18 protein-coding genes are annotated in these 22,244 nt (G+C 64.5%); 9 read left to right on the top strand and 9 right to left on the bottom strand.

Annotation, left to right across the window (positions count from 1 at the left end; translation table 11 throughout):
* Positions 1–25: 25 nt before the first annotated feature.
* The 4 genes from kynU to ASD64_RS01140 form a co-directional block, all read right to left on the bottom strand.
* Positions 26–1,273, bottom strand: a complete 1,248-nt coding sequence (kynU, locus tag ASD64_RS01155) for a kynureninase (RefSeq protein WP_056099382.1) — start codon at positions 1,271–1,273, stop codon at positions 26–28.
* Positions 1,274–1,287: 14 nt separating this feature from the next.
* Positions 1,288–2,211 (bottom strand): ABC transporter permease, encoded by a 924-nt coding sequence (locus ASD64_RS01150; RefSeq protein WP_056099379.1) that lies wholly within the window; start codon positions 2,209–2,211, stop codon positions 1,288–1,290.
* Between the two features lie 5 nt (positions 2,212–2,216).
* Positions 2,217–2,996, bottom strand: a complete 780-nt coding sequence (locus ASD64_RS01145; RefSeq protein ID WP_056099375.1) for an ABC transporter ATP-binding protein — start codon at positions 2,994–2,996, stop codon at positions 2,217–2,219.
* A 136-nt stretch (positions 2,997–3,132) separates the two neighbouring features.
* Positions 3,133–4,119, bottom strand: coding sequence for an ABC transporter substrate-binding protein (locus ASD64_RS01140; protein ID WP_056099372.1), 987 nt, complete (start codon positions 4,117–4,119; stop codon positions 3,133–3,135).
* Positions 4,120–4,298: 179 nt separating this feature from the next.
* On the opposite strand from ASD64_RS01140, the gene ASD64_RS01135 reads away from it, so the two are divergent.
* From ASD64_RS01135 to ASD64_RS01100, 8 genes are all read left to right on the top strand, one after another.
* On the top strand, positions 4,299–5,018 hold the full coding sequence (locus ASD64_RS01135; protein ID WP_056100170.1) for a GntR family transcriptional regulator: 720 nt from the start codon (positions 4,299–4,301) through the stop codon (positions 5,016–5,018).
* Positions 5,019–5,309: 291 nt separating this feature from the next.
* Positions 5,310–5,834: a MarR family winged helix-turn-helix transcriptional regulator gene (locus ASD64_RS01130; RefSeq protein ID WP_056099370.1), complete on the top strand. Its 525-nt coding sequence runs from the start codon at positions 5,310–5,312 to the stop codon at positions 5,832–5,834.
* A 194-nt stretch (positions 5,835–6,028) separates the two neighbouring features.
* A complete protein-coding gene (locus tag ASD64_RS01125) occupies positions 6,029–8,353 on the top strand; it encodes a bifunctional salicylyl-CoA 5-hydroxylase/oxidoreductase (RefSeq protein WP_056099368.1) in 2,325 nt (774 codons plus the stop codon).
* Positions 8,350–9,123 (top strand): SDR family NAD(P)-dependent oxidoreductase, encoded by a 774-nt coding sequence (locus ASD64_RS01120; protein ID WP_056099365.1) that lies wholly within the window; start codon positions 8,350–8,352, stop codon positions 9,121–9,123. Before ASD64_RS01125 ends, ASD64_RS01120 begins: the two co-directional genes overlap by 4 nt.
* Positions 9,124–9,126: 3 nt before the next feature.
* Positions 9,127–9,969 (top strand): enoyl-CoA hydratase family protein, encoded by an 843-nt coding sequence (locus ASD64_RS01115; protein WP_056099362.1) that lies wholly within the window; start codon positions 9,127–9,129, stop codon positions 9,967–9,969.
* Positions 9,970–9,973: 4 nt separating this feature from the next.
* Positions 9,974–11,173 carry an acyl-CoA dehydrogenase family protein gene (locus ASD64_RS01110; RefSeq protein ID WP_056099360.1) on the top strand — a complete coding sequence of 400 codons (1,200 nt, stop codon included), beginning with the start codon at positions 9,974–9,976 and terminating at the stop codon, positions 11,171–11,173.
* Positions 11,170–11,607, top strand: coding sequence for a RidA family protein (locus ASD64_RS01105; protein ID WP_056099357.1), 438 nt, complete (start codon positions 11,170–11,172; stop codon positions 11,605–11,607). The genes ASD64_RS01110 and ASD64_RS01105 overlap by 4 nt, the downstream gene beginning before the upstream one ends.
* A gap of 17 nt (positions 11,608–11,624) precedes the next feature.
* Complete coding sequence (locus ASD64_RS01100; RefSeq protein ID WP_156459948.1) at positions 11,625–13,571, top strand: 3-hydroxyacyl-CoA dehydrogenase NAD-binding domain-containing protein; 1,947 nt, start codon at positions 11,625–11,627, stop codon at positions 13,569–13,571.
* 25 nt (positions 13,572–13,596) lie between these two features.
* Here ASD64_RS01100 and ASD64_RS01095 read toward each other — a convergent pair whose 3' ends face one another.
* From ASD64_RS01095 to ASD64_RS01075, 5 genes are all read right to left on the bottom strand, one after another.
* The gene (locus ASD64_RS01095; RefSeq protein WP_056099351.1) at positions 13,597–16,050 is read right to left on the bottom strand and encodes a GcvT family protein; all 2,454 of its coding nucleotides are present in this window, start codon (positions 16,048–16,050) and stop codon (positions 13,597–13,599) included.
* The gene (locus ASD64_RS01090; RefSeq protein ID WP_056099348.1) at positions 16,047–16,949 is read right to left on the bottom strand and encodes a choline/ethanolamine kinase family protein; all 903 of its coding nucleotides are present in this window, start codon (positions 16,947–16,949) and stop codon (positions 16,047–16,049) included. Before ASD64_RS01090 ends, ASD64_RS01095 begins: the two co-directional genes overlap by 4 nt.
* A complete protein-coding gene (locus ASD64_RS01085; RefSeq protein WP_056099346.1) occupies positions 16,949–18,970 on the bottom strand; it encodes an ABC transporter permease in 2,022 nt (673 codons plus the stop codon). Before ASD64_RS01085 ends, ASD64_RS01090 begins: the two co-directional genes overlap by 1 nt.
* A 179-nt stretch (positions 18,971–19,149) precedes the next feature.
* A complete protein-coding gene (locus tag ASD64_RS01080) occupies positions 19,150–20,169 on the bottom strand; it encodes a quaternary amine ABC transporter ATP-binding protein (RefSeq protein WP_056099343.1) in 1,020 nt (339 codons plus the stop codon).
* A gap of 36 nt (positions 20,170–20,205) precedes the next feature.
* Positions 20,206–21,171, bottom strand: coding sequence for an ABC transporter substrate-binding protein (locus ASD64_RS01075; protein ID WP_056099338.1), 966 nt, complete (start codon positions 21,169–21,171; stop codon positions 20,206–20,208).
* Positions 21,172–21,415: 244 nt separating this feature from the next.
* On the opposite strand from ASD64_RS01075, the gene ASD64_RS01070 reads away from it, so the two are divergent.
* Positions 21,416–22,204, top strand: a complete 789-nt coding sequence (locus tag ASD64_RS01070) for a DeoR/GlpR family DNA-binding transcription regulator (protein WP_056099333.1) — start codon at positions 21,416–21,418, stop codon at positions 22,202–22,204.
* Positions 22,205–22,244: the final 40 nt, after the last annotated feature.

Raw genomic sequence — 22,244 nt, 5'->3', positions numbered from 1 at the left:
CCCTCCCCGCAAGGGGGAGGGGAATTCACGTCACCGCTGACCTGACCGCGAAGCGTGGCTCCTTCCACCAGCCGCTGTCCAGAATCTCTTCCAGGATCGCCACCGCCTGCCAGACGTCGCGATAGCTGGTGTACAGCGGCGTGAAGCCGAAGCGCATGGTGGAGGGCGCGCGGAAGTCGCCGATGACGCCGCGCTCGATCAGCGCCTGCATCACCTCATAGGCGTTGGCGTGGGCGAAGGAGACCTGGCTGCCCCGGCGCTCGCTGTCGCGCGTGGTTTCCAGAGCCACGCCATGCTTGCCGCAGCGGGCCTCGACCAGTTCGATGAACAGGTCGGTCAGCGCGATGCTCTTATGGCGCAAGGCCTGCATGTCGACGCCGTCCCAGACGTCGAGCGCGCCCTTCAGCGCCCTGAGCGACAGCATCGGCTGGGTGCCGCATTGGAAGCGGCGGATGCCTTCGCCGCCGGCGAAGTTTACCTCCATGGCGAAGGGGCGGGCATGCGCCCACCAGCCGCTGAGCGGCTGCACGATGCCGGCATGATGACGCTCGGCCGCATAGACGAAGGCCGGCGAGCCGGGGCCGCCGTTCAGATATTTGTAGGTGCAGCCAACGGCGAAGTCGGCCTTGGCGGCATCCAGATCGACGGGCAGGGCGCCGGCGCTGTGGCACAGGTCCCAGATCGCCAGCGCGCCGGCAGCGTGGATCTTGCCGGTCAGGCCTTCCATGTCCCGCAGTGCGCCGGTCTTGTAGTTGACGTGGTTGACCAGCACGACCGCCGTGTTTTCGTCGATCAGCTCTTCGATGCTTGCCGCGTCGACGCCTTCGAGCCGCAGCTTGGTGCCGGGCCGGGTCGAGGCGACGCCTTCGGCCATGTAGAGATCGGTCGGGAAGCTGCCGCTTTCCGCGACGATGACGCTGCGTCCGGGGCGAAGCGCAAGGGCTGCGTGCAGCGCCTTGTAGATGTTGATCGAGGTGGTGTCCGCCACCACCGTCTGTCCCTTCGCCGCGCCGACCAGCCGGCCGATGCGGTCGCCGAGTTGCAGCGGCAGGTCGAACCAGCCGGCGCTGTTCCAGCTGCGGATCAGCCCCTGGCCCCATTCCTCGGTGGCGGCCTTCTGCAACTCGGCAAAGACGGCCGGTGAAGCGGCACCCAGCGAATTGCCGTCGAGATAGATGACGCCATCGGGCAGCACGAAGCGGCTGCGGAAGGCGCGCAACGGGTCGGTGGCATCCATTGTCTCGATGGAGGCGAGGTCATGTCTATTGGGCATTGCAGCCTTCCAGCCTATTCGCGAAAGGATTCTTTGGCGGCTGCCGGTCCGCGGCTGAGCTTCAGGCTGGGCAGGGCCAGCATGGTCAGCACGAACAGGCCGGTGGCGAGCTTGAGGTCGGGCGGCGGCATGCCGGCGGCAAGGCACAGAGAGACAAGCTGGTAGTAGACGATGGCGCCGACGAAAGGCGCCGCCAGTTGCCGCAGCACCGTCTGCTTGCCGGTCAGCGCCTCGCCGATCATCAGCGCGGCAAGGCCGTTGATGAGGATGCCGAGGCCCATATTGACGTCGGCAAAGCCCTGGCTTTGCACCATCAGCGCGCCGCCCCCGGCCGAGAAGGCTCCGGCAAGGCCGATGCCGCCGATGGTGGCCGCCCAGACGTTGATGCCTTGCGCTTCGGCCATGTCTGGATTGGAGCCGACGGCACGCACCGCCGTGCCCTTTTCCGTCTTGAAGTAGAGATAGAGCAAAACCAGCACCAGCAGGCTGATAAGCCCGGCCACGACGATCTTGCTGGCCGGGAAGCCGGCCTGCAGGCCGGGCACCCAGTCGAACACGGTCGCATTGCCGAACACCGATAGGTTGGAGCGGCCCATGATGCGCAGATTGACGCTATAGAGCATCGTCATGATCAGGATGCCGGCCAAGAGCGAGTGGATGCGGAAGCGCAGGTGGATGAAGGCCGTGCAGCAGCCGGCGGCAAAGCCGGCCATCAGCGCCACCGCGATGGCCGTGAGCGGCGAGGCGCCCGCCGCCAGCATGACGCCGCACACGCAGCCGCCGAGCGGGAAGGCGCCCTCGCTGGTCAGGTCCGGGAAGCTCAGCATGCGAAACGGGATCATGATGCCCAGCACGACGAAGCTCAGGATGAAGCTTTGCGCCAGCGTGACCGGGATCAGCGCCACGAAGCTGGAAAGGGTGGTTTCGAAAAAGCCCATCGTGGTCAGCTCGCCAGAAGCATGCGGTCGGTCTTGACCGAAAAATGGCCGATCAGGTCGGTCACGGTGACATTCGTCTTTTCGTCGCCGGCGATTTCGAGGCGCACCTTGCCGGCATCCAGCATGACGACGCGGTCGCCGAAATCCACCGCATGCTGCATGTTGTGGGTCACCATCAGCGTGGTCAGCTTCAGCGCCTCGACCGTGCGGATGGTCGCCTGCATGACGATGTCGGCGGTGCGCGGGTCGAGCGCTGCGGTGTGCTCGTCGAGCAAGAGCAGTTCGGGCGATCCGCCGACCGCCATGATCAGCGACAGCGATTGCCGCTGGCCGCCGGACAACAGTTCGACCTTGGTGTTCAGGCGGTTTTCGAGGCCAAGCCCAAGCACCGACAGCCGCTCCTTGTAGGCGGCAAGCCGGGCGGCGTTGAGGCCGGGCCGCAAGGTGCGCTTCTTGGCGCGCAGGTCGGCCAGCAGCATGTTCTCGGCCACAGTCATCGAGGCGGCGGTGCCGCGCATCGGGTCCTGGAAGACGCGGGCGAGACGGGCGGCGCGCTTGTGAACCGGCATCGGCGTCACGTCGTCGCCATTGATCAGGATCTTGCCGGTATCGAGCACCAGCGAACCGGAGATGGCGTTGAGCATGCTCGACTTGCCGGCGCCGTTGGAGCCGATGACGACGCCGAACTCACCGGTCTTGAGCGACATGTTAAGCCCGTCGAGCGCGACCTTCTCGTCAGCTTGGCCCTTGTAGAAGACCTTGCGGGCCGACTGGATTTCCAGCATCCGCCTTCTCCACCGTTGTCGCGGTTTGTACGCTTGCGCAATTCCGGGAGGAAACCGTTCTCACTTCTCCGGAACCGCATTTAAGAAAAAGGCGGCGTTGTGAAAACGCCGCCATTTCCTGATCGCTGTTTTCAACTCAGTCCGCGAAGCACTCGCAGTTGTCGAAGGAAGCCGGGATTTCGATGCCGAATTCCTTGGCAACCTTCCTTGAGATCAGCGCGGAGTGGTCTTCGTAGGCCGGCTTGGCCGGTGCGATGGTCTTGGGATCCGCGCCCTTGAGGATCTGGGCCGCGATCTTGCCGGCGCTCTCGCCAACCTTGTCGTAATTGACGGCGAAGCTGGCCGGAACGACGCCGCTGCGGACCGCGCCGTCATCGGAGTTGACGATCGGGATGCCGGCCTGGCGTGCCGCTGCCGAAACGGCGGCGATGGCTGGCTGCAACAGGTTGGAGGCAGGCGTGTAGATCACGTCGGCCTTGCCGGCAAACGAAGCGATGCGCTGCTGGATGTCGTTGACGTTGTCCACGCCGACGGCCACGACCTCGAAGCCGTTGTCCGGGGCGAGCGCCTTGACGTTGTCGAGCAGGGCGACGTCGTTGGCTTCGCCCGGATTGTAGGGCACGCCGAAACGCTTGGCGTTGGGCAGAAGCTCGTGGGTGAATTTCATCACCGCGGCCATGTCCTGCAGGTCGCTGGAGCCGGTGATGCCGTCGCCGCCTTCAGTCCACGAAGGAACCAGCTTGGCTGCGACAGGGTCGGTCACGGCAGTGAAGACGATCGGAATGCCGGAGCCGGCCAGCGCCTTCTGGGCGATCTGCGAAACCGGGGTGGTGACGGTGTAGATCAGCTTCGGCTGTTCGGCCTGCAGCTTGGCGATCATCTGCGGCACCAGCGAGGCGTCGAAATTGGTGTGGCTTTCCGAATAGACGACATCCGTGCCTTCGACGAAGCCGTTCTCGGCCAGGGCTTTCTTGAAGCCGGCGATGGAGGCGTTCAACTGCGGGTGCTCGCCGAAATTGGCGATGCCGATCTTGATCGGGTCAGCGGCGGCAGTGGCAATGCCGGCAATGAAAGCGCCTGCAAGAACAATCCCGGACAACCAGCCGGATTTCAGCCTGTTCATAAGTATCCTCCCAAACGACGACTTGCGGCACTCCGGGCCGCTTCCTGTCAAGGATCATAGCCGCTTCCGATGGGTTGTCAAACCTATATATACGATGGATGATTTGGCCAAATCATATATAATTTGGTAGATCGAGCGCTTCATATATAATCGATTCCTCGATGATCGTGGATGCGGCCATGCAGGACGACGGCTCAGCAAGCAAGACGGAGGCAGCCTACCGGCTGCTGCGCCGCGACATCCTTGCCACCCGTCTGAAACCGGGGGCGTCGCTGAAGCTCGGCGCCTTGCGCGATGCCTATGGCCTTGGCTGGACGCCGCTGCGTGAAGCCCTGTCGCGGCTGGAGGCCGAGAAGCTGGTGACGGCGATCAGCAATCGCGGCTTCGCGGTCGCGCCGGTATCGCAAACGGAACTGGAAGACCTCGCCCGCGCCCGCATGGTGGTCGAACTGCCGCTGCTCATCGAGTCCATCGGCAATGGCGATGCCGATTGGGAGTCGGCTGTGGTGACCAGCCACTATCGGCTGTCGCGCTGCAAGATCGCGCCGGACGATCCGTCCGAAGCCGCTGTCGACGAATGGGACGACAGGCACACGGCCTTCCATGCGGCGCTGCTAAGCGCGGCGAAGTCGAGCTGGCTGTTGCGGTTCCAATCCACCGTCTCGGACCAGTTGCGCCGCCATCACCGCTTCCTCGGGCTGGCGCCGACGATGAAGGCAGCCGCCGGCCAGCAACTGGGTTTTGAAAAGGCCGTGGCGGCGCTGCGCGAAGCGATGGCGATCGAGCATCATACCGCCTTGATGGAGGCGGCGCTCGACCGCAATATCGAACGGGCCAAGGCGCTGATGATCGAGCACATCGGCTATACGCTTCACGTCTACATCCATACGGAAGACTAGGCGCGTCGCCCACACGTCGATACCGTCTCGTCTGTTGGCGCACGGGCCTGGAGCACGTCGCGATCTTTCAGATTCGCTGGCGCGCGCTAACTACCTGTTTCTATGCATGTCGTTATACCGAAACTGGTTCCCACTTTCCGGGCCGCATGCATTAGGCCAAGACAGGCGCTGGCTGGCGGCACCCCCAATCCTTGAAGTTTCAACTATTGTCCGCTCCGGTGCATTTGGCCTACAACTGACCGGGACGGACAGCATTGCTGGTGCGGCGAGCGAGGAGCGACCGGGCGCGACATGGATGACAACAAGGATACGGCCGGCACCGCCGAATGGGTCGACGGCGAGACCAAGGTGGAGGAAGCGCCGCACGATCACGGCGACGAAATCCGGCTTTGGCTTCGGCTCCTGACCTGCACGACGCTGGTCGAAAGCGAAATCCGCCGCCGCTTGCGAGAGGAATTCGACTTCACGCTGCCGCGCTTCGACCTGCTTGCCCAGCTCGAGCGGGCGGAGGACGGCATGGTGCTTGGCGAAGTCTCCAAGCGCATGATGGTTTCGGCCGGCAATCTCACCGCTTTGGTGGAGCGGCTGGTCGAAAGCGGTTATGTCAGCCGCACCGTTTCGCCCAAGGACAGGCGCGTCCAGATCATCGCGCTGACCCAGGCGGGGCGCGGCGCATTCCGCACCATGGCCGACCGGCACGGCGAATGGATCGGCGACATGTTCAAACAGTTGTCGGCGCGTGACGGCGCCGCGCTGATGAAGGAACTCGGCAAGCTGAAAGGCTCGATCCGCACGTCGCTCACCAGTCCGCAATAGCGGTTCTTGCCCCTCGAAACAGTTTGACCGGCTCTGCGGCGGCGGGTTGGGCTGCGCCGCTCGACCGCTTTTGGAAGCGCCGTTCGTCAATGGAAAAAACTTTAAGCTTGAAGTTATTTTCGATTGAGGTCATTCTGGATTGAAGGGAATTGGCGCGTCCTGACCCTAGGGACCGCTGCCCCAGGAGGTCGATCATGCGCATTGTCTGCATCGGAGGCGGGCCTGCCGGGCTCTATTTCGCCTTGCTGATGAAGAAGCAGCATCCCGCCCACCACGTCACCTTGGTGGAGCGCAACAGGCCGTTCGATACATTCGGCTGGGGCGTGGTGTTCTCCGATGCGACGATGCAGGCGATGCGCCAGTGGGACCCGGCAACCGCCGCGACCATCGAAGACGCCTTCAATCACTGGGACGACATCGAACTGGTGTTCAAGGGCCGCAAGATCCGCACCACCGGCCACGGCTTCGTCGGCATCGGCCGCAAGAAGATGCTCAACATCCTGCAGGAGCGCTGCATCGAGCTTGGCGTCGAGATGGTGTTCGAGCGCGAGGTCGTGAACGAAGAGGAATTCGCCGACGCCGATCTGGTCATTGCCGCCGACGGCGTCAATTCGAGGGTGCGTGCCAAATATGCCGCCATCTTCAAGCCCGACATGGTGGTGCGGCCGAACCGCTATGTCTGGCTTGGCACGAAGAAGCGCTTCGACGCCTTCACCTTCGATTTCCGCAAGACCGAGCATGGCTGGTTCCAGGCCCACATCTATCGCTTCGACGCCGACACCTCGACCTTCATCGTCGAAACCACCGAGGATGTGTTCGAGGCCCATGGCCTTGGCGACATGGACCAGGACCAGTCGATCGCTTTCTGCGAAAAACTGTTTGCCGAGACGCTCGACGGCGAAAGCCTGATGAGCAACGCGCGCCATCTGCGCGGCTCGTCCTGGTTGAATTTCGGCCGGCTGATCTGCGAAAAATGGAGCCACTTCAACGGCAACAGCCATGTCGTCCTGATGGGCGACAGCGCCCACACCGCGCACTTTGCCATCGGCTCGGGCACCAAGCTCGCCATCGACGACGCCATCGAACTGACCCGGCAATTCGATCTTGCCAGGCACGATGCGAAGAATATTCCGTCCGTGCTTGCCGCCTATGAGGAGGTGCGCCGCGTTGATGTCGCGCGCATCCAGAATGCAGCCCGCAACGCGATGGAGTGGTTCGAGGTGGTCGGCAAGCGCTATGCCGACACGCTTGAGCCGGAACAGTTCATGTATTCGATGCTGACGCGCTCGCAGCGCATCAGCCATGAGAATCTGCGCTTGCGCGACAAGGACTGGCTGGAGAATTACGAGCGCTGGTTCGCCGAGCGCGCCGGCATCGATCCGGCACCCAACGGTGCGGTGCCGCCGCCCATGTTCACGCCTTACACGGTGCGGGACCTGACCCTGCACAATCGCATCGTCGTCTCGCCAATGGCGATGTATTCGGCGACGGACGGCCTGCCCGACGATTTCCATCTCGTCCATATCGGCGCACGCGCCATGGGCGGTGCGGCGCTGGTCTTCCCGGAGATGACCTGCGTGTCGCCCGATGCGCGCATCACGCCCGGCTGCCTTGGCCTGTGGAACGGCGAGCAGGCTGCGGGCTTCAAGCGCATGGTCGATTTCGTGCATCGCGAGACGCCGGCCAAGATCGGCATCCAGCTTGGCCATGCCGGCCGAAAGGGCGCGACCAAGGTGGCCTGGGAAGGCACCGACCAGCCGGTCGAGGAGGGTGGCTGGCCGCTGCTCTCGGCGTCCGCGCTTCCCTATCTGGAGCATTCGGACATGCCGCGCGCCATGACGCGAAAGGACATGGACCGGGTCGTCGCGGATTTCGTTTCGGCAACGGAACGGGCCTTAGAAATCGGCTTCGATATTCTCGAACTGCACGCCGCTCACGGTTATCTTCTGTCGTCGTTCCTGTCGCCGCTGACCAACAAGCGCACGGACGAGTATGGCGGCAGCCATGAGAACCGCGCCCGTTTTCCGCTGGAAGTGTTCCGCGCCATCCGCGCCGCATGGCCGGCGGAAAAGCCGATTTCGGTACGCCTTTCCACCACCGACTGGCACGAAGGCGGCAATACGCCCGACGATGCGGCGATCTTTGCCCGAATGTTCAAGGATGCAGGCGCCGATCTCATCGACTGTTCGTCCGGCCAGGTGGTGAACGACGACCACCCGGTCTATGGCCGCCTGTGGCAGACGCCGATGTCGGACAAGATCCGCAACGAGATCGATGTGGCAACCATCGCCGTCGGCGCCATCTCGGAAGCCGACCATGCCAATTCGATCATCGCCGCGGGCCGCGCCGATCTGTGCGCGGTGGCGCGTCCGCATCTGGCCGACCCGTCCTTCGTCCTGCACGAGGCGGCCCGGATCGGCTATGGCGGTGTTGCGTGGCCGAAACAGTATCGCACCGCCCGCCAGCAATATGAGAGCAACCTGGCCCGCGCCGCAGCAGAAGCGGCGGGCAAGCGATGAACCGGCACGCTTTCGTCACCGGAGCAGGCACCGGCATCGGCCGTGCCATCGCGCTGGCGCTTGCTGGCAAGGGCCTTGCCGTCTCGCTGGCGGGACGCCGCGCAGCGCCGCTCAAGGATGTGGCGGGCGAGATCGAGGCCGCAGGGGGGCAGGCAGTCGTCGTCGACGGTTTCGATGTCACGGATGCGCAGGCCATCGAGCAGGGCATAGCGCGCGCCGTCGACAAACTCGGCGAGGTGGCGGTGCTTATCAATTGCGCTGGCGAAGCGCCTTCGGCTCCGTTCGAAAAGACCAGCCTTGAGACGTGGAATCACGTCGTCGGCATCAACCTGACCGGGACGTTTTCCGTCACCCAGGCGCTGCTGCCGTCGATCCGCCGCGCCGGCAATGGCCGCATCGTCAACATCGCCAGCACCGCCGGCCTGACCGGCTATCCTTATGTTTCCGCCTATTGCGCGGCCAAGCATGGCGTTGTCGGGTTGACGCGGGCGCTGGCGCTCGAACTGTCGCGCACCGGCATCACCGTCAATGCGGTGTGCCCCGGCTTCACCGATACGCCGTTGCTGGACATTGCGGTGGCGACGATCACCGGCAAGACCGGCCGCACGGCGGACGAAGCGCGGGCAAGTCTGGCGCGGGCCAATCCGCAAGGCCGGCTGGTGACACCGCAGGAAGTGGCCGACACGGTGCTGTGGCTCGTTGGCGAGGGTGCGTCGGCAATCACCGGGCAAGCGATAGCGGTCGCCGGCGGCGAAATCATGGGAGGCTGACAGATGACCAACGCCATGCAGGCCAAACGCCGTGCCTTCAAGGGCCACAAGGCCAGCCACTTCCTGTTCGAGACGGACGAGGACGGCCGCGTCGCCACCATCACCCTCAACCGGCCTCAGAAGAAGAACCCGCTGACCTTCGAAAGCTATGAGGAGCTTGCCGGCCTGTTCCGCGCCTTACAGCGGGCCAGCGACGTGCGCGCCGTGGTGCTGACCGGTGCGGACAACAATTTCTCCTCCGGTGGCGACGTGTTCGAGATCATCGAGCCGCTGACCAAAATGGCGATGCCGGACCTCATTGCCTTTACCCGCATGACCGGCGATCTGGTCAAGCAGATCCGGGCCTGCCCGCAGCCGATCGTTGCAGCCGTGGACGGCATCTGCGCCGGGGCCGGCGCCATCCTTGCCATGGCGTCCGACTACCGCACCGCCACGCCGGAAGCCAAGACCGCCTTCCTGTTCACGCGTGTCGGCCTTGCCGGCGCCGACATGGGCGCTTGCGGCATCCTTCCGCGCATCATCGGCCAGGGCCGCGCCGCCGAACTTCTGTTCACCGGCCGGGTGATGACGGCCGCTGAAGGCCATGCATGGGGTTTCTACAATACGCTTGCCGAGCGCGGCGGGCTGCTTGCCGAAGCCCGGAAATTCGCCCGCAATCTGGCCGACGGGCCATGGTTCGCCCATTCGATGACCAAGAAGATGCTCGACCAGGAATGGGGCATGGGCATCGAGGAACTGATCGAATCGGAAGCGCAGGCGCAGGCGATCTGCATGGCGACCGGCGATTTCCGCCGCGCCTTCGAGGCCTTCGCGGCCAAGGCCAAGCCCGCCTTCAAGGGAGATTGAGGCGATGGCGGCCACCTCCACGCACCAGCCGTCACGCGACCATCTCGACTGGCCGTTTTACGCCGCCGATCATCGGGCGTTGGCGAAAGATCTGGGCGCGTTCATAGCCGGCAAAGGACTTGGCGTTATCGACCACCATGATGCCGACACGGCCTGCAAGGCACTGGTTGCCAGACTGGGTGCCGCCGGCTTCCTGCGCCATTGCGTGCCGCAAGCCTATGGCGGCGTCTCGCCAGCCATCGATAGCCGCTCGCTTTGCGTGATGCGCGAGACGCTGGCCTATGCCGATGGGCTGGCCGACTTCGCCTTCGCCATGCAAGGGCTGGGCACCGGCGCGATCAGCCTGTCGGGCATCGAGGAGATCAAGCAGGCGATCCTGCCCAAGGTCGCCAAGGGCGAACTGATTTCAGCCTTCGCGCTGACCGAACCCGATGCCGGATCGGACGTCGCGGCGATGGCCTGTGCTGCGCGTCGCGACGGCGACGCCTATGTGCTCGACGGCGAGAAGATCTTCATCTCCAACGGAGGCATCGCCGACGTCTACACCGTCTTTGCCCGAACCGGCGAAGCGCCCGGCACGCGCGGCATTTCGGCCTTTGTCGTCTTCGCCGATACGCCCGGCTTTTCGATTGCCGAGCGCATCGAAACCATCGCGCCGCATCCGCTGGCCCGCATCCGTTTCGACAATTGCCGCATTCCGGCTGCGCAGCTTCTTGGGCAACCCGGCGAAGGCTTCAAGATCGCCATGCGCACGCTGGACATTTTCCGCCCTTCGGTGGCGGCGGCGGCACTTGGCTTTGCTCGCCGGGCGCTGGACGAGGCGCTGAGCCACGCGCGGTCGCGAAAGATGTTCGGGGCGACGCTGGCCGACCTGCCGACCGCGCAGTCGACGCTGGGCGAGATGGCGACAGCCATCGATGCGGCGGCGCTTCTGGTCGCCCGCACCGCATGGCGGCGCGACGCGCAGAAGTTGCCGACGACGCGCGAGGCGGCCATGGCCAAGCTGACGGCGACCGAAAACGCGCAATGGGTCATCGATCAGGCGCTGCAACTGTTCGGCGGGCGCGGCGTGCGCGTCGGCGAAATCACCGAGCGACTCTACCGTGAAATCCGGGCGTTGCGCATCTACGAGGGCGCGACCGAAGTGCAGAAACTGATCATCGGCCGCGAGTTGATGAAGACATCGAGACAGGATTTGCCATGAGCGTCACCAATTTGTCCCAACAGCCGGCTCCCTCGACACCGCATCGGGTGCTGCAGCCCGAAGGCTGGACCAAGCCGATCGGTTATTCGAACGGCATCGAAGCGCGTGGCCGCACCATTTTCATCGGCGGCCAGATCGGCTGGAACGGCCAGTGCAAGTTCGAAGTCCACGACCTGGCCGGCCAGATCAGGCAGACGCTGGACAACGTCCTGGCGATCCTGCGGGAAGGCGGTGCCGGACCGGAGCACATCACGACGATGACGTGGTACGTCACCGACCGCAAAGCCTATTCGGCTTCGCTGAAAGACATCGGCGCGGCCTGGAAGGCAACGATGGGCCGTAACTTCCCGGCCATGGCCGTGGTCGAGGTCTCCGGCCTTATCGAAGACGAGGCGCTTGTCGAAATCCAGGCGACCGCCGTGGTTCCGGATTGAATGGGCCTAGGACCGCCATGAGCGTAACCCTGACCCGCGACGGAAATATCGGCGTTATCGTGATCGACAATGCGCCGGTCAACGCCGCCTCGCATGCCGTGCGGGCAGGGCTGATGACCGCCCTTGCCGAAGCCGCCGCCGATCCGGCGCTGCAGGCCATTGTGCTTGCCTGTGCCGGCAGGACGTTCGTTGCCGGTGCGGACGTGAAGGAATTCGGCCAGCCGCCGCGCCAGCCTTTGCTGCCGGAAGTGATCGACGCTGTCGAAGCCTCGCAAAAGCCGGTGGTGGCGGCGGTCCATGGCACGGCGCTCGGCGGCGGGTTCGAGCTTGCGCTCGGTGCGCATGCCCGCATCGCCGCCCCCGACGCGCAATTCGGCCTGCCTGAAGTCAAGCTCGGCATCATTCCCGGCGCCGGCGGTACGCAGCGCCTGCCGCGCCTCGTCGGCGTTGCGGCGGCGATGGAAATCGCAGCGAGCGGGCGGCGCGTCAGCGCTGCCGAAGCTGTCGAGCTGGGTGCGGCCGACCGCATCGCGACAGGCGATCTTGTCGAGGACGCCAAGGCGTTTGCGCGCGAACTGATCGGTGCGGAACTGCGCCGCACGGGCGATCTTGCCGTGCCTGAATTCGACCCCGCGGAAGCCGACAGGCAGTTCGCGGCCATCGGGCGCAAGGCGCGCGGGCAACTGTCTCCTGCCAGGGCCGCGCACATGGTGCGCCGCGCTTTCGAATTGCCATTGGCAGCGGGTCTCGCAGAAGAGCGCGCCGTCTTTGTCGAGCTGCTCGGGTCAGAGCAGTCGCTGGCGCTGCGCCATGTCTTTGCCGCCGAGCGCAAGGCCGCCAAGGTGCCGGGCATCGAAGGCGTCGAGCCGCGCAATATCGAGGCCGCAGGCGTCGTCGGGGCGGGCCTGATGGGGGCCGGCATCGCCGTTTCGTTTGCCGACGCCGGCTTCTCCGTAACCGTTGTCGAGCGCGACAAGGCGGCGCTCGATGCGGGCCGAGCGCGCATCGAGGACATCTATCGACGCATGGTCAAATCGGGCCGTATCGCTGAGGCGGCAATGGGCGAGCGGCTGTCTCGCATCCGGTTTGCCGATAGACGGGAGGCCATGGCGTCCTGCGACCTCGTCATCGAAGCCGTGTTCGACGATCTCGCCGTCAAGCGGGAACTGTTTCAATCGTTGTCAGCCATTGTCAGGCCAGACACCATCCTTGCCACCAATACCTCCTATCTGGACCCGGACGCCATCGCGTCCATGGTCCGGGGGCCGGAACGGCTGATCGGCCTGCACTTTTTTTCGCCGGCAAATGTCATGCGGCTGGTGGAGGTGGTACGCACCGCAAAGCTAGCGCCCGATGTGCTGGCCACCGGCCTTGCGGTCGCCAGGAGACTGGGCAAGCTCGGCGTGGTCAGCGGCGTTTGCGAAGGCTTCATCGGCAACCGCATCTTCACCGCCTATCGCCGGCAATGCGATTTCATGCTGGAGGACGGCGCACTGCCGCAGGACATCGATGCGGCGCTGGAAGGCTACGGATTCCCGATGGGGCCTTATGCGGTCAACGATCTTGCGGGGCTCGACATTTCCTGGGCACGGCGCAAGCGCAACGCCGCCACGCGCGATCCGTCCGAACGCTACGGCGTCATCGCCGACCGGCTGTGCGAGGCCGGCCGGTTCGGCCGCAAGACGGGCAAGGGTTACTACACCTACGCAAGCGGTGAAAAAGCCGTCGACCCCGAAGTAACTGCGCTGATCGAAGCCGTGTCACGCGAGGCTGGCATCGAGCGCCGGTCTTTCACCTCGTCCGAAATCATCAAAAGGGTCATGGCTGCAATCGTCGAGGAAGGCCGCAAGATCCTTGCCGAAGGCATTGCCTTGCGCGGCTCCGACATCGACCTCGTTTTGATCAACGGCTACGGCTATCCGGCCTGGCGCGGCGGGCCGATGTTCCAGGCCGGCGTAGAATAAGGTTCGCTCGTGGGAGCGCCAGCCCTCAACTTTTTACCTTCTCGCCAGTTGGATCGTAAAGCGGTTCGAGATGGAGGCCGGCCGGCACCTTGTCCATGGCGACCACCAGTTCGTAATTGCCTGAAGTGAGGAAATCGTCCGACACGCCGCCATCGTTGCGCACATAGCCGTAGCCGATGTTCTGGCCGACCGTGTAGCCATAGCCGCCGCTGGTCAGATAGCCGACCGGTTGCCCGTCGCGCAGGATCGTCTCGCGGCCGACCAGCACGATGTCGGGGTCATCCACGGTGAAGCCGGCGAAGCGCTTTTTGGGCACGGCGCCGTTCATCGTCTCCAGAGCACGTCGCCCGAGGAAATCGGTGTTCTTCTTCAGCTTGACCGCCCAGCCGAGGCCGGCTTCCAACGGCGTGTCGTTGGGGGTGATGTCGGAACCCCAGGCGCGATAGCCTTTCTCCAGCCTCAGAGATTCCAGCGCACGGTAGCCGACAGGGCGGATGCCGTGCGGTTTGCCCGCCGCCATCAGCGCGTCGAAAACCTCGCCGGTCGCGCCAATCGGCACATGCAGTTCCCAGCCGAGTTCGCCGACATAGGTGACGCGCAGCGCCCGCACTGTGTGCCCGGCAATAGCGATCTCGCGGACATGGCCGAACGGGAAGGCGGCATTGGAGACATCGACATCCGTGACGGCTTCCAGCACCTTCCGCGCCTTCGGCCCCATCAGCGACAGAGTCCCGAAAGCCTCAGTCACATCCTTGACGTCGACCCTGGCATCCGTGGCGATGTGGTCCTTGATCCACGACAGGTCGTGGGTGCGGAAGCCGGTGCCGGTGACGATGTAGAATTTTTCGTCTGCCAGCCGGGCCACCGTCAGGTCGGCCTCGATGCCGCCACGCGTATTGAGCAGTTGCGTGTAGGTCAGCCGCCCGACCGGTTTGTCGATAGCGTTGGCGCAAATCCAGTCAAGCGCCTTCAGCGCATCGGAGCCCGACAGCTCGTATTTGGCGAAGGACGACTGGTCGAAGATGCCGACCGCCTCGCGCACATGGCGGTGTTCGTCGCCAACCGGGCCGAACCAGTTCTGGCGGCCCATCGAATAGACGTCCTTTGCCTCCATGCCTTGTGGTGCGAACCAGTTCGGCCGCTCCCAGCCGAGCTTGGAGCCGAACACGGCATTGTGGGCCTTCAGTCGCTGATAGAGCGGCGAGACGATGCGCGGCCGGCCGCTTTCGTATTCCTCGTGCGGGAAGCCGACCGTGTAGTGCTTGCCATAGGCTTCCAGCGTGCGGTCGCGCACCCATTGCCGGTCGCGGTGCATTTCGGAAAAGCGGCGGATATCGACCACCCACAGATCCAGCGGCGCTTCGCCGTCCACCACCCATTGCGCCAGCACCCAGCCAGCACCGCCGCCCGATGCGATACCGAAGGCGTTGAAGCCAGCGCCGACGAACATGTTGGAACATTCGGGAGCTGAGCCGAGGATGAAGTTGCCGTCCGGCGTGAAGCTCTCCGAACCGTTGATCATCTGCTTGACGCCGACATTGGCCAACGCCGGCACGCGGGCAATGGCTTCACTCATGTGCTGCTCGAAATGATCGTAGTCGTCGTCGAACAGGCGGAATTCCCAGTCATTGGGCACGTCGCCGCCGGCAAGGCCGGTTTCCCAGGCCTGGGGGTTCGGCTCGTAGCCGCCCATGACCAGCCCGCCGACCTCTTCCTTGAAGTAGGTGCGGCGGTCGGGGTCGCGGATGGTCGGCGCGTCGTTCGCCAGCCCGTCGATCTTCTCGGTGATGATGTACTGGTGCTTGACCGGCTGCAGCGGCACGTCGATGCCGGCCATGGCTCCCACCTGCCTGGCCCACTGGCCGGCGCAGTTTACCACCTTGTCGCAAGCGATGTCGCCCTTGTCGGTCTTGACCGCCGTGATGCGGCCGTCCCGCATGGCAAAGCCGGTGACGCGCACGCCCTCATGCAGCTTGGCGCCATGCATGCGCGCGCCCTTGGCGAGCGATTGGGTGATGTCGGAGGGGCTTGCCTGCCCGTCGGTCGGCAGCCAGCTTGCGCCGACGAGATCGCCCGTCTCCATCAGCGGCCACATGCGCTTGACTTCGTCGGGCGACAGAAGCTGCATGTCCATGCCGAAGCTTTTCGCAGTCGTTGCCAGCCGCTTGAACTCGATCCAGCGATCGGCGTTGGTGGCGAGCCGCAGGCAGCCGGTCATCTTCCAGCCGGTCGCCAGCCCGGTCTCGGCCTCCAGCCCCTTGTAGAGCTCGACCGAATATTTCAGCACGCGGGTGATCGAGGCAGACGAGCGCAACTGGCCGACCAGGCCTGCGGCGTGCCAGGTCGAACCAGAGGTGATGCGCCCCTGTTCCAGCAGCACGACGTCGGCCTTGTGGTCGCGGGCCAGATGGTAGGCCGTCGAACAGCCGATGATGCCGCCGCCGATGACAACGATTTCGGCATGGGTTGGCAAGGTCATGATGGGTGCTTTCCGTAGCGGGTTCGGTAGCTGTGCAGGGTCGCTTCGAGCCGGGCGAGGTTGTCCGCCGTATAGGCGGCGTAGTCGACGCCGGGCGTGTCGAGATGCAGTTCGGAAACCATGCTCCACATGGCTTCGCGCAGCAGCGAGGCGCATTGCATAGCCGCATGCGAGCGCAGCATCGCGGCATCCGGCGCATGGCCGAAATAGGCAGCCAGCAACTCGTCGGATTGCGCTTGCGCCATGCCGGCGTTGGACGCCGTGCCGGCAAGGTCGAACATGGCGGTGTTGAAGCCGGCATATTCGAAGTCGATCAGCCACAGCCTTTCACCGTCGTCCATGAAATTTGCCGGCAACAGATCGTTGTGGCCAAAGACGATGGGCAGCGGTGATTGTGCGCGCTCAAGCTCGCCGGCAAGCTCCAGATAGGCGGGCAATTTGCCTTTGAAGCGGCTGCCTCCCTCCTTCAGCGTACGCGCATAGTCGCGGATGACGTGGAACACCCAGAACATGAAGCCGGGGCCGGACACATGTCTCGGCATCTGCTCGTGGAAGGCGCGGATCAGGGGTGCGATGCGCGCCAGATTGGCCCGCACGTCTTCGGCGGCATAGGTCCTTGCCTCGATATATTCGCACACGACGATGCCGTTTCCGGCATATTCGACGCGCGGCCCGAAGCCCGCTTCGTGGGCGGCGCGCGCCGTCATCAGTTCACGGTCGCGCAGCACGTGGTGGAAGGGAAAGTCGCGGCCCAGCCGGGCTACATGCCTGCCGCCGGCGTCGGTGACGAGAAAGTTCTGATTGCTCAAGCCGCCGTCCAGCGGCGCAATCCCGACCGCGCCGTTCCAGCACGGCAGCGCGCGGATGCGATCTTCGATGCCTGGGTCGGGTGCGTCCATCACACCAGCCCCAGCCGCTGTTTCGCCCGCGCGGCACCGGCCGCAATCAGCCTGTCGGCGATGATGGCGATGAAGGCGACGGCCAGCCCGGCGACAAGGCCGCGTCCGGTGTCGGCCTTGGTCAGCGCGATATAGACCTCCTGGCCGAGGTCGCGGGTGCCGACAAGCGCGGTGATGACCAGCATCGACAGCGCGAACATGATGGTCTGGTTCAGTCCCAGCATGATTTCCGGCAAGGCCAGCTTCAGCTTGATCTTGGTCAGCACCTGCCAGGGCGTGCAGCCCATCGCCTGCCCGGCTTCGATCAGGCGCGGGTCGACCTTCTGCAGGCCGAGCACCGTGTAGCGGATCGCCGGCGCCACCGCATAGGCGACGATGGCGATCAGGGCGGTGAAATCGCCGACGCGAAACAGCATCACCGCCGGCATCAGGTAGACGAAGGACGGCAGCGTCTGCAGCGTGTCGATGACGACCTGCATCCAGCGCCACAGGCGCGTGCGTTCCGCGCAGGCAATGCCGATGGGGATGCCGATCAGCGAGGCGAAGATGACGGAGATGCCGCACAGATAGACGGTGATCGTCGCCTTTTCCCACTGGCCGGTCGCGGCGATGAGCAAGCAAAGCGCGCCGACCAGCGCCGCCAGCCTGATGCCGCCCAGCCGCCAGCCGGCAAAGGCCAGAAGCAGCGTGACGCCCAGCCATGGAAAGCCGCCGAGCAGCCGCTTCAGAGGCACCAGCACGTTGAGCAGGACAAGGTTCTTCAGCCCCTCCAGCGTGTCGAAGAAATTGACGTTGATCCAGCGCACCACTTCGTCGAAGAAGCCGCCGGTCGAGACCTCGAGGCTTTCCGGGTAATGCTGCAGCGCCGGCACGGCCAACCCGACGACACCGGTCACGATGACGATTGCCAGCGCGGCAAAAGTATAGGGGTGGCGTTGCAGGAAATTTCCTGTCCGCACGGCAGCACCTTCGCTGCCCGCCTTGATGGCATAGGCCTGCGAAAGCCGGTCGAGCGCCACGGCCAGCGCCACGATGGCCATGCCGGCTTCCAGCCCGGCGCCGATGTCGAGGCGGCGCAGTGCCGCCAGCACGTCGAAGCCGAGCCCGCCGGCGCCGATCATCGAGGCGATGATGACCATGTTGAGCGACAGCATGATCACCTGGTTGACGCCGACCATCAGGCTGTCCTTTGCCGATGGAACAAGAATCCGCCACGTCATCTGCCGGCGCGTGCAGCCGATCATCTTGCCGAGGTCGAGGATCTCCGACGGCACCGAGCGCAATGCCAGCACCGTTATGCGCGTCATCGGCGGCATGGCGTAGATCAATGTCGCCACCACGGCGGCGGTCGGCCCGAAGCCGAACATGAACAGGATTGGCACCAGATAGGCAAACACCGGGATCGTCTGCATCAGGTCGAGCAGCGGCGTCAGCGCCCGTTCGAAACGCGGGTAGCGATAGGCCAGGATGCCGAGCAGCAGGCCGCCGGCCACGCCGAGCGGGGCCGCCACCAGGATCGAGGCCAGCGTCACCATGGAGCTGTTCCACTGGCCGAAGACGGCAAGGAAGCCGAAGCAGACGGCGACGAGCAGCGCCAGCTTGCGTCCGCCCGCGTGGTAGCCCATCAACGTGACGATGACGATGACGGCGACCCAGGACAAAGGCGGCAGAACCTCGACTGCGCTCGAGCCTTGTCCCGACAGGAAGCCTGTGGAGAGCAGGCTCAGCGCAAACTGATAGGGCAGGTCGATCAAGCGGGCTATGAAGCGGGTCAGGTCGGTGAAGGTGAACAGGCCGAAGCTGGCGCTGTCGAGCAGCCATTTCATGGCGTTGCTGATCCAGCGCTGCGCCGGCACCTGCCATGCGCGCGGATAGTCGAAGGCCCATTTCGCTAGCGGTTGGCCGTACTGCCAGAAAAGTACAAACAACGCCCCGGCAATCAGCCACGGCCACGACAGCGTGCCGCCGTCGAGGCGCGGGGCAATCGGGCGGTGTGTGCTGTCGATGGCTGGGGTGGTCATGGGCCCGTCCCAAGTCGAACTGTTTGGCGCCCCCTCCACCGCCTCCGGCGGTCCCCCTCCCCCGTGAACGGGGGAGGATACAGGTCGTGCCTGCGTCGGTGCTGCGGATCCTCCCCGGCGAAGCGGGGGAGGGAGACCACGCGAAGCGTGGTGGAGGGGGCGTGCGTAACCATGGCTACCTACCCCCGCATCATCAGGGCGACGACATCGGCGCGCTCCAGCACGCCCACCGTCGCCCCGCTTTCGTCGGCAACCCGCAGCCGTTCAACGTCCGTGCCGAACAAGGGAGCCGTCTCGGCAACCGTGGATCTGGGCGACACCGCCACACCGTTCAGGCCTTTAGCCTTGGCGCCTGCCGGCTTCATGGCGCTCGCTACCCTCACCACTTTCGCCTTGGGCACGTTGCGGGTGAACTCGGCGACGTAGTCCGTCGCCGGATTGAGCACGATGTCCTCGGGCGAGCCGATCTGGACCACCGCGCCGTCCTTCATGATGGCGATGCGGTCGGCCAGCCGGATCGCCTCGTCGAAGTCGTGAGTGATGAAGACAATGGTCTTCTTCAGCACCGATTGCAGGCGCATGAACTCGTCCTGCATTTCGCGCCGGATCAGCGGGTCGAGCGCCGAGAACGGCTCGTCGAGGAACCACAGTTCCGGCTCCACCGCCAGCGAGCGGGCGATGCCGACGCGCTGCTGCTGGCCGCCGGACAATTCGCGCGGAAAGAAATGCTCCTTGTCGGCCAGGCCGACCAGTTCGATGATCTTGCGGGCGCGTTCCTCGCGCGCCGGGCGGTCCACGCCCTGCACTTCGAGCGGAAAGGCGACGTTGGCCAGCACGGTCAGATGCGGCAAAAGCGCGAAGTTCTGGAACACCATGCCCATCTGGTGGCGGCGGATTTCGATCATGCGCCGGTCGTCGGCCTCGAGCAGGTTTTCGCCCTTGAACAGGATTTCGCCCGCCGTCGGTTCGACCAGCCGCGACAGGCAGCGCACCAGTGTCGACTTGCCGGAGCCCGACAGGCCCATGATGACGAAAATCTCGCCGGTGCGGACATCGAGGTTGACGCCCCGCACGGCACCGACGAGTCCCCGCTCGCCCAGTTCCTTCAGCCCGGCGTTTCCCCCGGTCGACTGCAGGAATTCCCTGGCCCCTGCGCCGAACACCTTCCAGACGTTACGGCAGACGAGTTTTGGGGTCATAAGGTTTGCCAACCCTCAAGCGCACGCGCCCAACACCTACTTCTTGATCCACTGCGACCAGCGCGGCTCGTTGGCGCCCATCCACTCAGCCACCACGTCTTCGATCTTCTTGCCGTCCAGATCGACCTTGGTGATCATCTGACCCATCTCGTCATTGTCGATGGTGAAGGCTTTGATCGCGTTGTAGGCATCCGGCCACTTGTCCTTCACGCCGACCCAGCCGACCTTCCAGATTTCGCCGAACGGCTTGCCGCAGTCATAGGCCATGTCGGGGTTCGAGCCCCAGGCCGGGTCAGTGTAGCATTCCTTGGTGTATTCGGGGAATTCGACCCATTCCCCCTTGTATTTCGCCGTCGACCAGTGCGGCGCGTAGATCCACAAAAGGATCGGCGCCTGGCGCTGGTAGGCGCTCTCAAGCTCGGCGAACAAGGCGGCGTCCGTACCGGCATGGATCACTTCGAACGGCAGGTCGAGCGCCTCGACGCGTTCGTCGTCAAAGCCGCCCCAGGTGACGGGTCCGCCAAGATAGCGGCCTTTCGGCGCCGTTTCGGCGGTGGAAAACGCTTCGGCGCATTTCTCGTCCTTCAGCGCTTCCCAGTTCGGCAGGCCGGGGCATTTCTCCTTCATGTATTCGGGATACCACCACTCCTCCTTGGCCTTCATGCCGGTCGCGCCGAAATTCTCGACCTTGCCGGTCGCGGTTGCGGCATCCATGGCGTCGCGGCCGGTGGTTTCCCACATTTCCATTGCGACATGCAGGTCGCCGCTTTCCAGCCCCGCGAACTGGGCCAGATAGTCGGCCTGAACATATTCGACATTGTTGCCGGCCTTCTTCAGCACCTCGCCCATGATCTGGGTGGTGATGAGTTGGCCGGTCCAGTCGTGCAGCGTCAGCTTGATAGGATCGGTGGAATCCTGCGCCACGGCAGGCGTCAGGGATAGTGTCGCGCACAGGGCCAGTGCCCCGAGCGCGGTCGTGGTCATGCGATTGCGCGAAAACATGTCGAGCCTCCTGCTCACCCTCTTGAATCTTGTCGTTGGTGTGCCTCAGGTCGTTGCCATCTCCCGCAGCAAGCGCCCCAGATGCGTCACATTGGCAATGTCACGCGGGTTCCTCCTGCTTGTCAACGTCGTTTTGTGGCTTTCTGTGTGGATTTGACCGGCAATGGCCAAGATACCTTGCACATTTTCGTCAGATTGCCATAAAAGCAGTCATCTTAATGGTAAGTCGAGCGCCGGGTTTTCGATGTTCCACTCCAAACGCCACGGCGAAATCCTGCGTCTTCTCGGTGAGCAGGGCACCGTCACCATCGCCAGCCTGGCGGAGCGGCTGGGTGTGTCGCTGGAGACGGTGCGCCGCGACGTGAAGCCGCTTACCGATGACGGCATCGTGGTCAAGATGCACGGCGCCATCGGCCTCCCGGCCATGACGGCCGAGGCGCCGTTCGAGCGGCGCATGCGCGAGAATGCTGAGGCCAAGCGCATAATCGCGCGCATGGTCGCCGCCACCATTCGCGACGGCGAATCCATCATGCTCGACACCGGCACCACGACCAGTTTCCTGGCGCGCGAACTGCTCGGCCACCGGCGCCTCACCGTGGTGACCAACTCCTCCGACATCGCCCGCACGCTGGCCACCGTCAACGGCAACAGGGTCTATATGGCCGGCGGGGAATTGCGCAGCGATTCCGGTGCTGCCTTCGGTATTTCGGCCATCGAATTCGTCAGCCGGTTCAGCGTCACCCACGCCATCATTTCCGCCGGCGCCATCGACGCGTCGGTGGGGGTGATGGACTACGACCTCGCCGAAGCGGAGTTCGCCCGCATGGTGCTGTCGCGCGGCCAGCGCTCCATGGTCATCACCGACAACAGCAAATTCGGCCGCCAGGGCCTGATCCAGGTCTGCGGACTTTCAGGCTTTGCGGAGCTTGCAACCGACGCGGAGCCGCCGCATGAAATCGCCGAGGCGCTGGCTGCGGCAGGCACGCGCCTTGTCGTCGCTCGGGGCGAGGCGGACGGAGTTGCAGGCCGGTAGGCCCGGCATCGAGCGCGATTGCTCCACATTCGCCTCTTTC

The sequence above is a fragment of the Mesorhizobium sp. Root157 genome (assembly GCF_001427385.1).
Taxonomy (GTDB): Bacteria; Pseudomonadota; Alphaproteobacteria; order Rhizobiales; family Rhizobiaceae; genus Mesorhizobium.
The sequence above is the reverse complement of the archived record's forward strand: the minus strand, read 5'-3'. Positions and strand labels throughout refer to the sequence as shown.

Excerpts from the sequence above, each read along its gene's own strand:
- kynU (WP_056099382.1), bottom strand. The coding sequence starts at position 1,273 with ATGCCCAATAGACATGACCTCGCCTCCATCGAGACAATGGATGCCACC.
- ASD64_RS01145 (WP_056099375.1), bottom strand. The coding sequence starts at position 2,996 with ATGCTGGAAATCCAGTCGGCCCGCAAGGTCTTCTACAAGGGCCAAGCT.
- ASD64_RS01105 (WP_056099357.1), top strand. The coding sequence starts at position 11,170 with ATGAGCGTCACCAATTTGTCCCAACAGCCGGCTCCCTCGACACCGCAT.
- ASD64_RS01100 (WP_156459948.1), top strand. The coding sequence starts at position 11,625 with ATGAGCGTAACCCTGACCCGCGACGGAAATATCGGCGTTATCGTGATC.
- ASD64_RS01135 (WP_056100170.1), top strand. The coding sequence starts at position 4,299 with ATGCAGGACGACGGCTCAGCAAGCAAGACGGAGGCAGCCTACCGGCTG.
- ASD64_RS01110 (WP_056099360.1), top strand. The coding sequence starts at position 9,974 with ATGGCGGCCACCTCCACGCACCAGCCGTCACGCGACCATCTCGACTGG.
- ASD64_RS01150 (WP_056099379.1), bottom strand. The coding sequence starts at position 2,211 with ATGGGCTTTTTCGAAACCACCCTTTCCAGCTTCGTGGCGCTGATCCCG.
- ASD64_RS01070 (WP_056099333.1), top strand. The coding sequence starts at position 21,416 with ATGTTCCACTCCAAACGCCACGGCGAAATCCTGCGTCTTCTCGGTGAG.
- ASD64_RS01130 (WP_056099370.1), top strand. The coding sequence starts at position 5,310 with ATGGATGACAACAAGGATACGGCCGGCACCGCCGAATGGGTCGACGGC.
- ASD64_RS01125 (WP_056099368.1), top strand. The coding sequence starts at position 6,029 with ATGCGCATTGTCTGCATCGGAGGCGGGCCTGCCGGGCTCTATTTCGCC.
- ASD64_RS01080 (WP_056099343.1), bottom strand. The coding sequence starts at position 20,169 with ATGACCCCAAAACTCGTCTGCCGTAACGTCTGGAAGGTGTTCGGCGCA.
- ASD64_RS01120 (WP_056099365.1), top strand. The coding sequence starts at position 8,350 with ATGAACCGGCACGCTTTCGTCACCGGAGCAGGCACCGGCATCGGCCGT.
- ASD64_RS01075 (WP_056099338.1), bottom strand. The coding sequence starts at position 21,171 with ATGTTTTCGCGCAATCGCATGACCACGACCGCGCTCGGGGCACTGGCC.
- ASD64_RS01085 (WP_056099346.1), bottom strand. The coding sequence starts at position 18,970 with ATGACCACCCCAGCCATCGACAGCACACACCGCCCGATTGCCCCGCGC.
- ASD64_RS01095 (WP_056099351.1), bottom strand. The coding sequence starts at position 16,050 with ATGACCTTGCCAACCCATGCCGAAATCGTTGTCATCGGCGGCGGCATC.
- ASD64_RS01115 (WP_056099362.1), top strand. The coding sequence starts at position 9,127 with ATGACCAACGCCATGCAGGCCAAACGCCGTGCCTTCAAGGGCCACAAG.
- ASD64_RS01140 (WP_056099372.1), bottom strand. The coding sequence starts at position 4,119 with ATGAACAGGCTGAAATCCGGCTGGTTGTCCGGGATTGTTCTTGCAGGC.
- ASD64_RS01090 (WP_056099348.1), bottom strand. The coding sequence starts at position 16,949 with ATGGACGCACCCGACCCAGGCATCGAAGATCGCATCCGCGCGCTGCCG.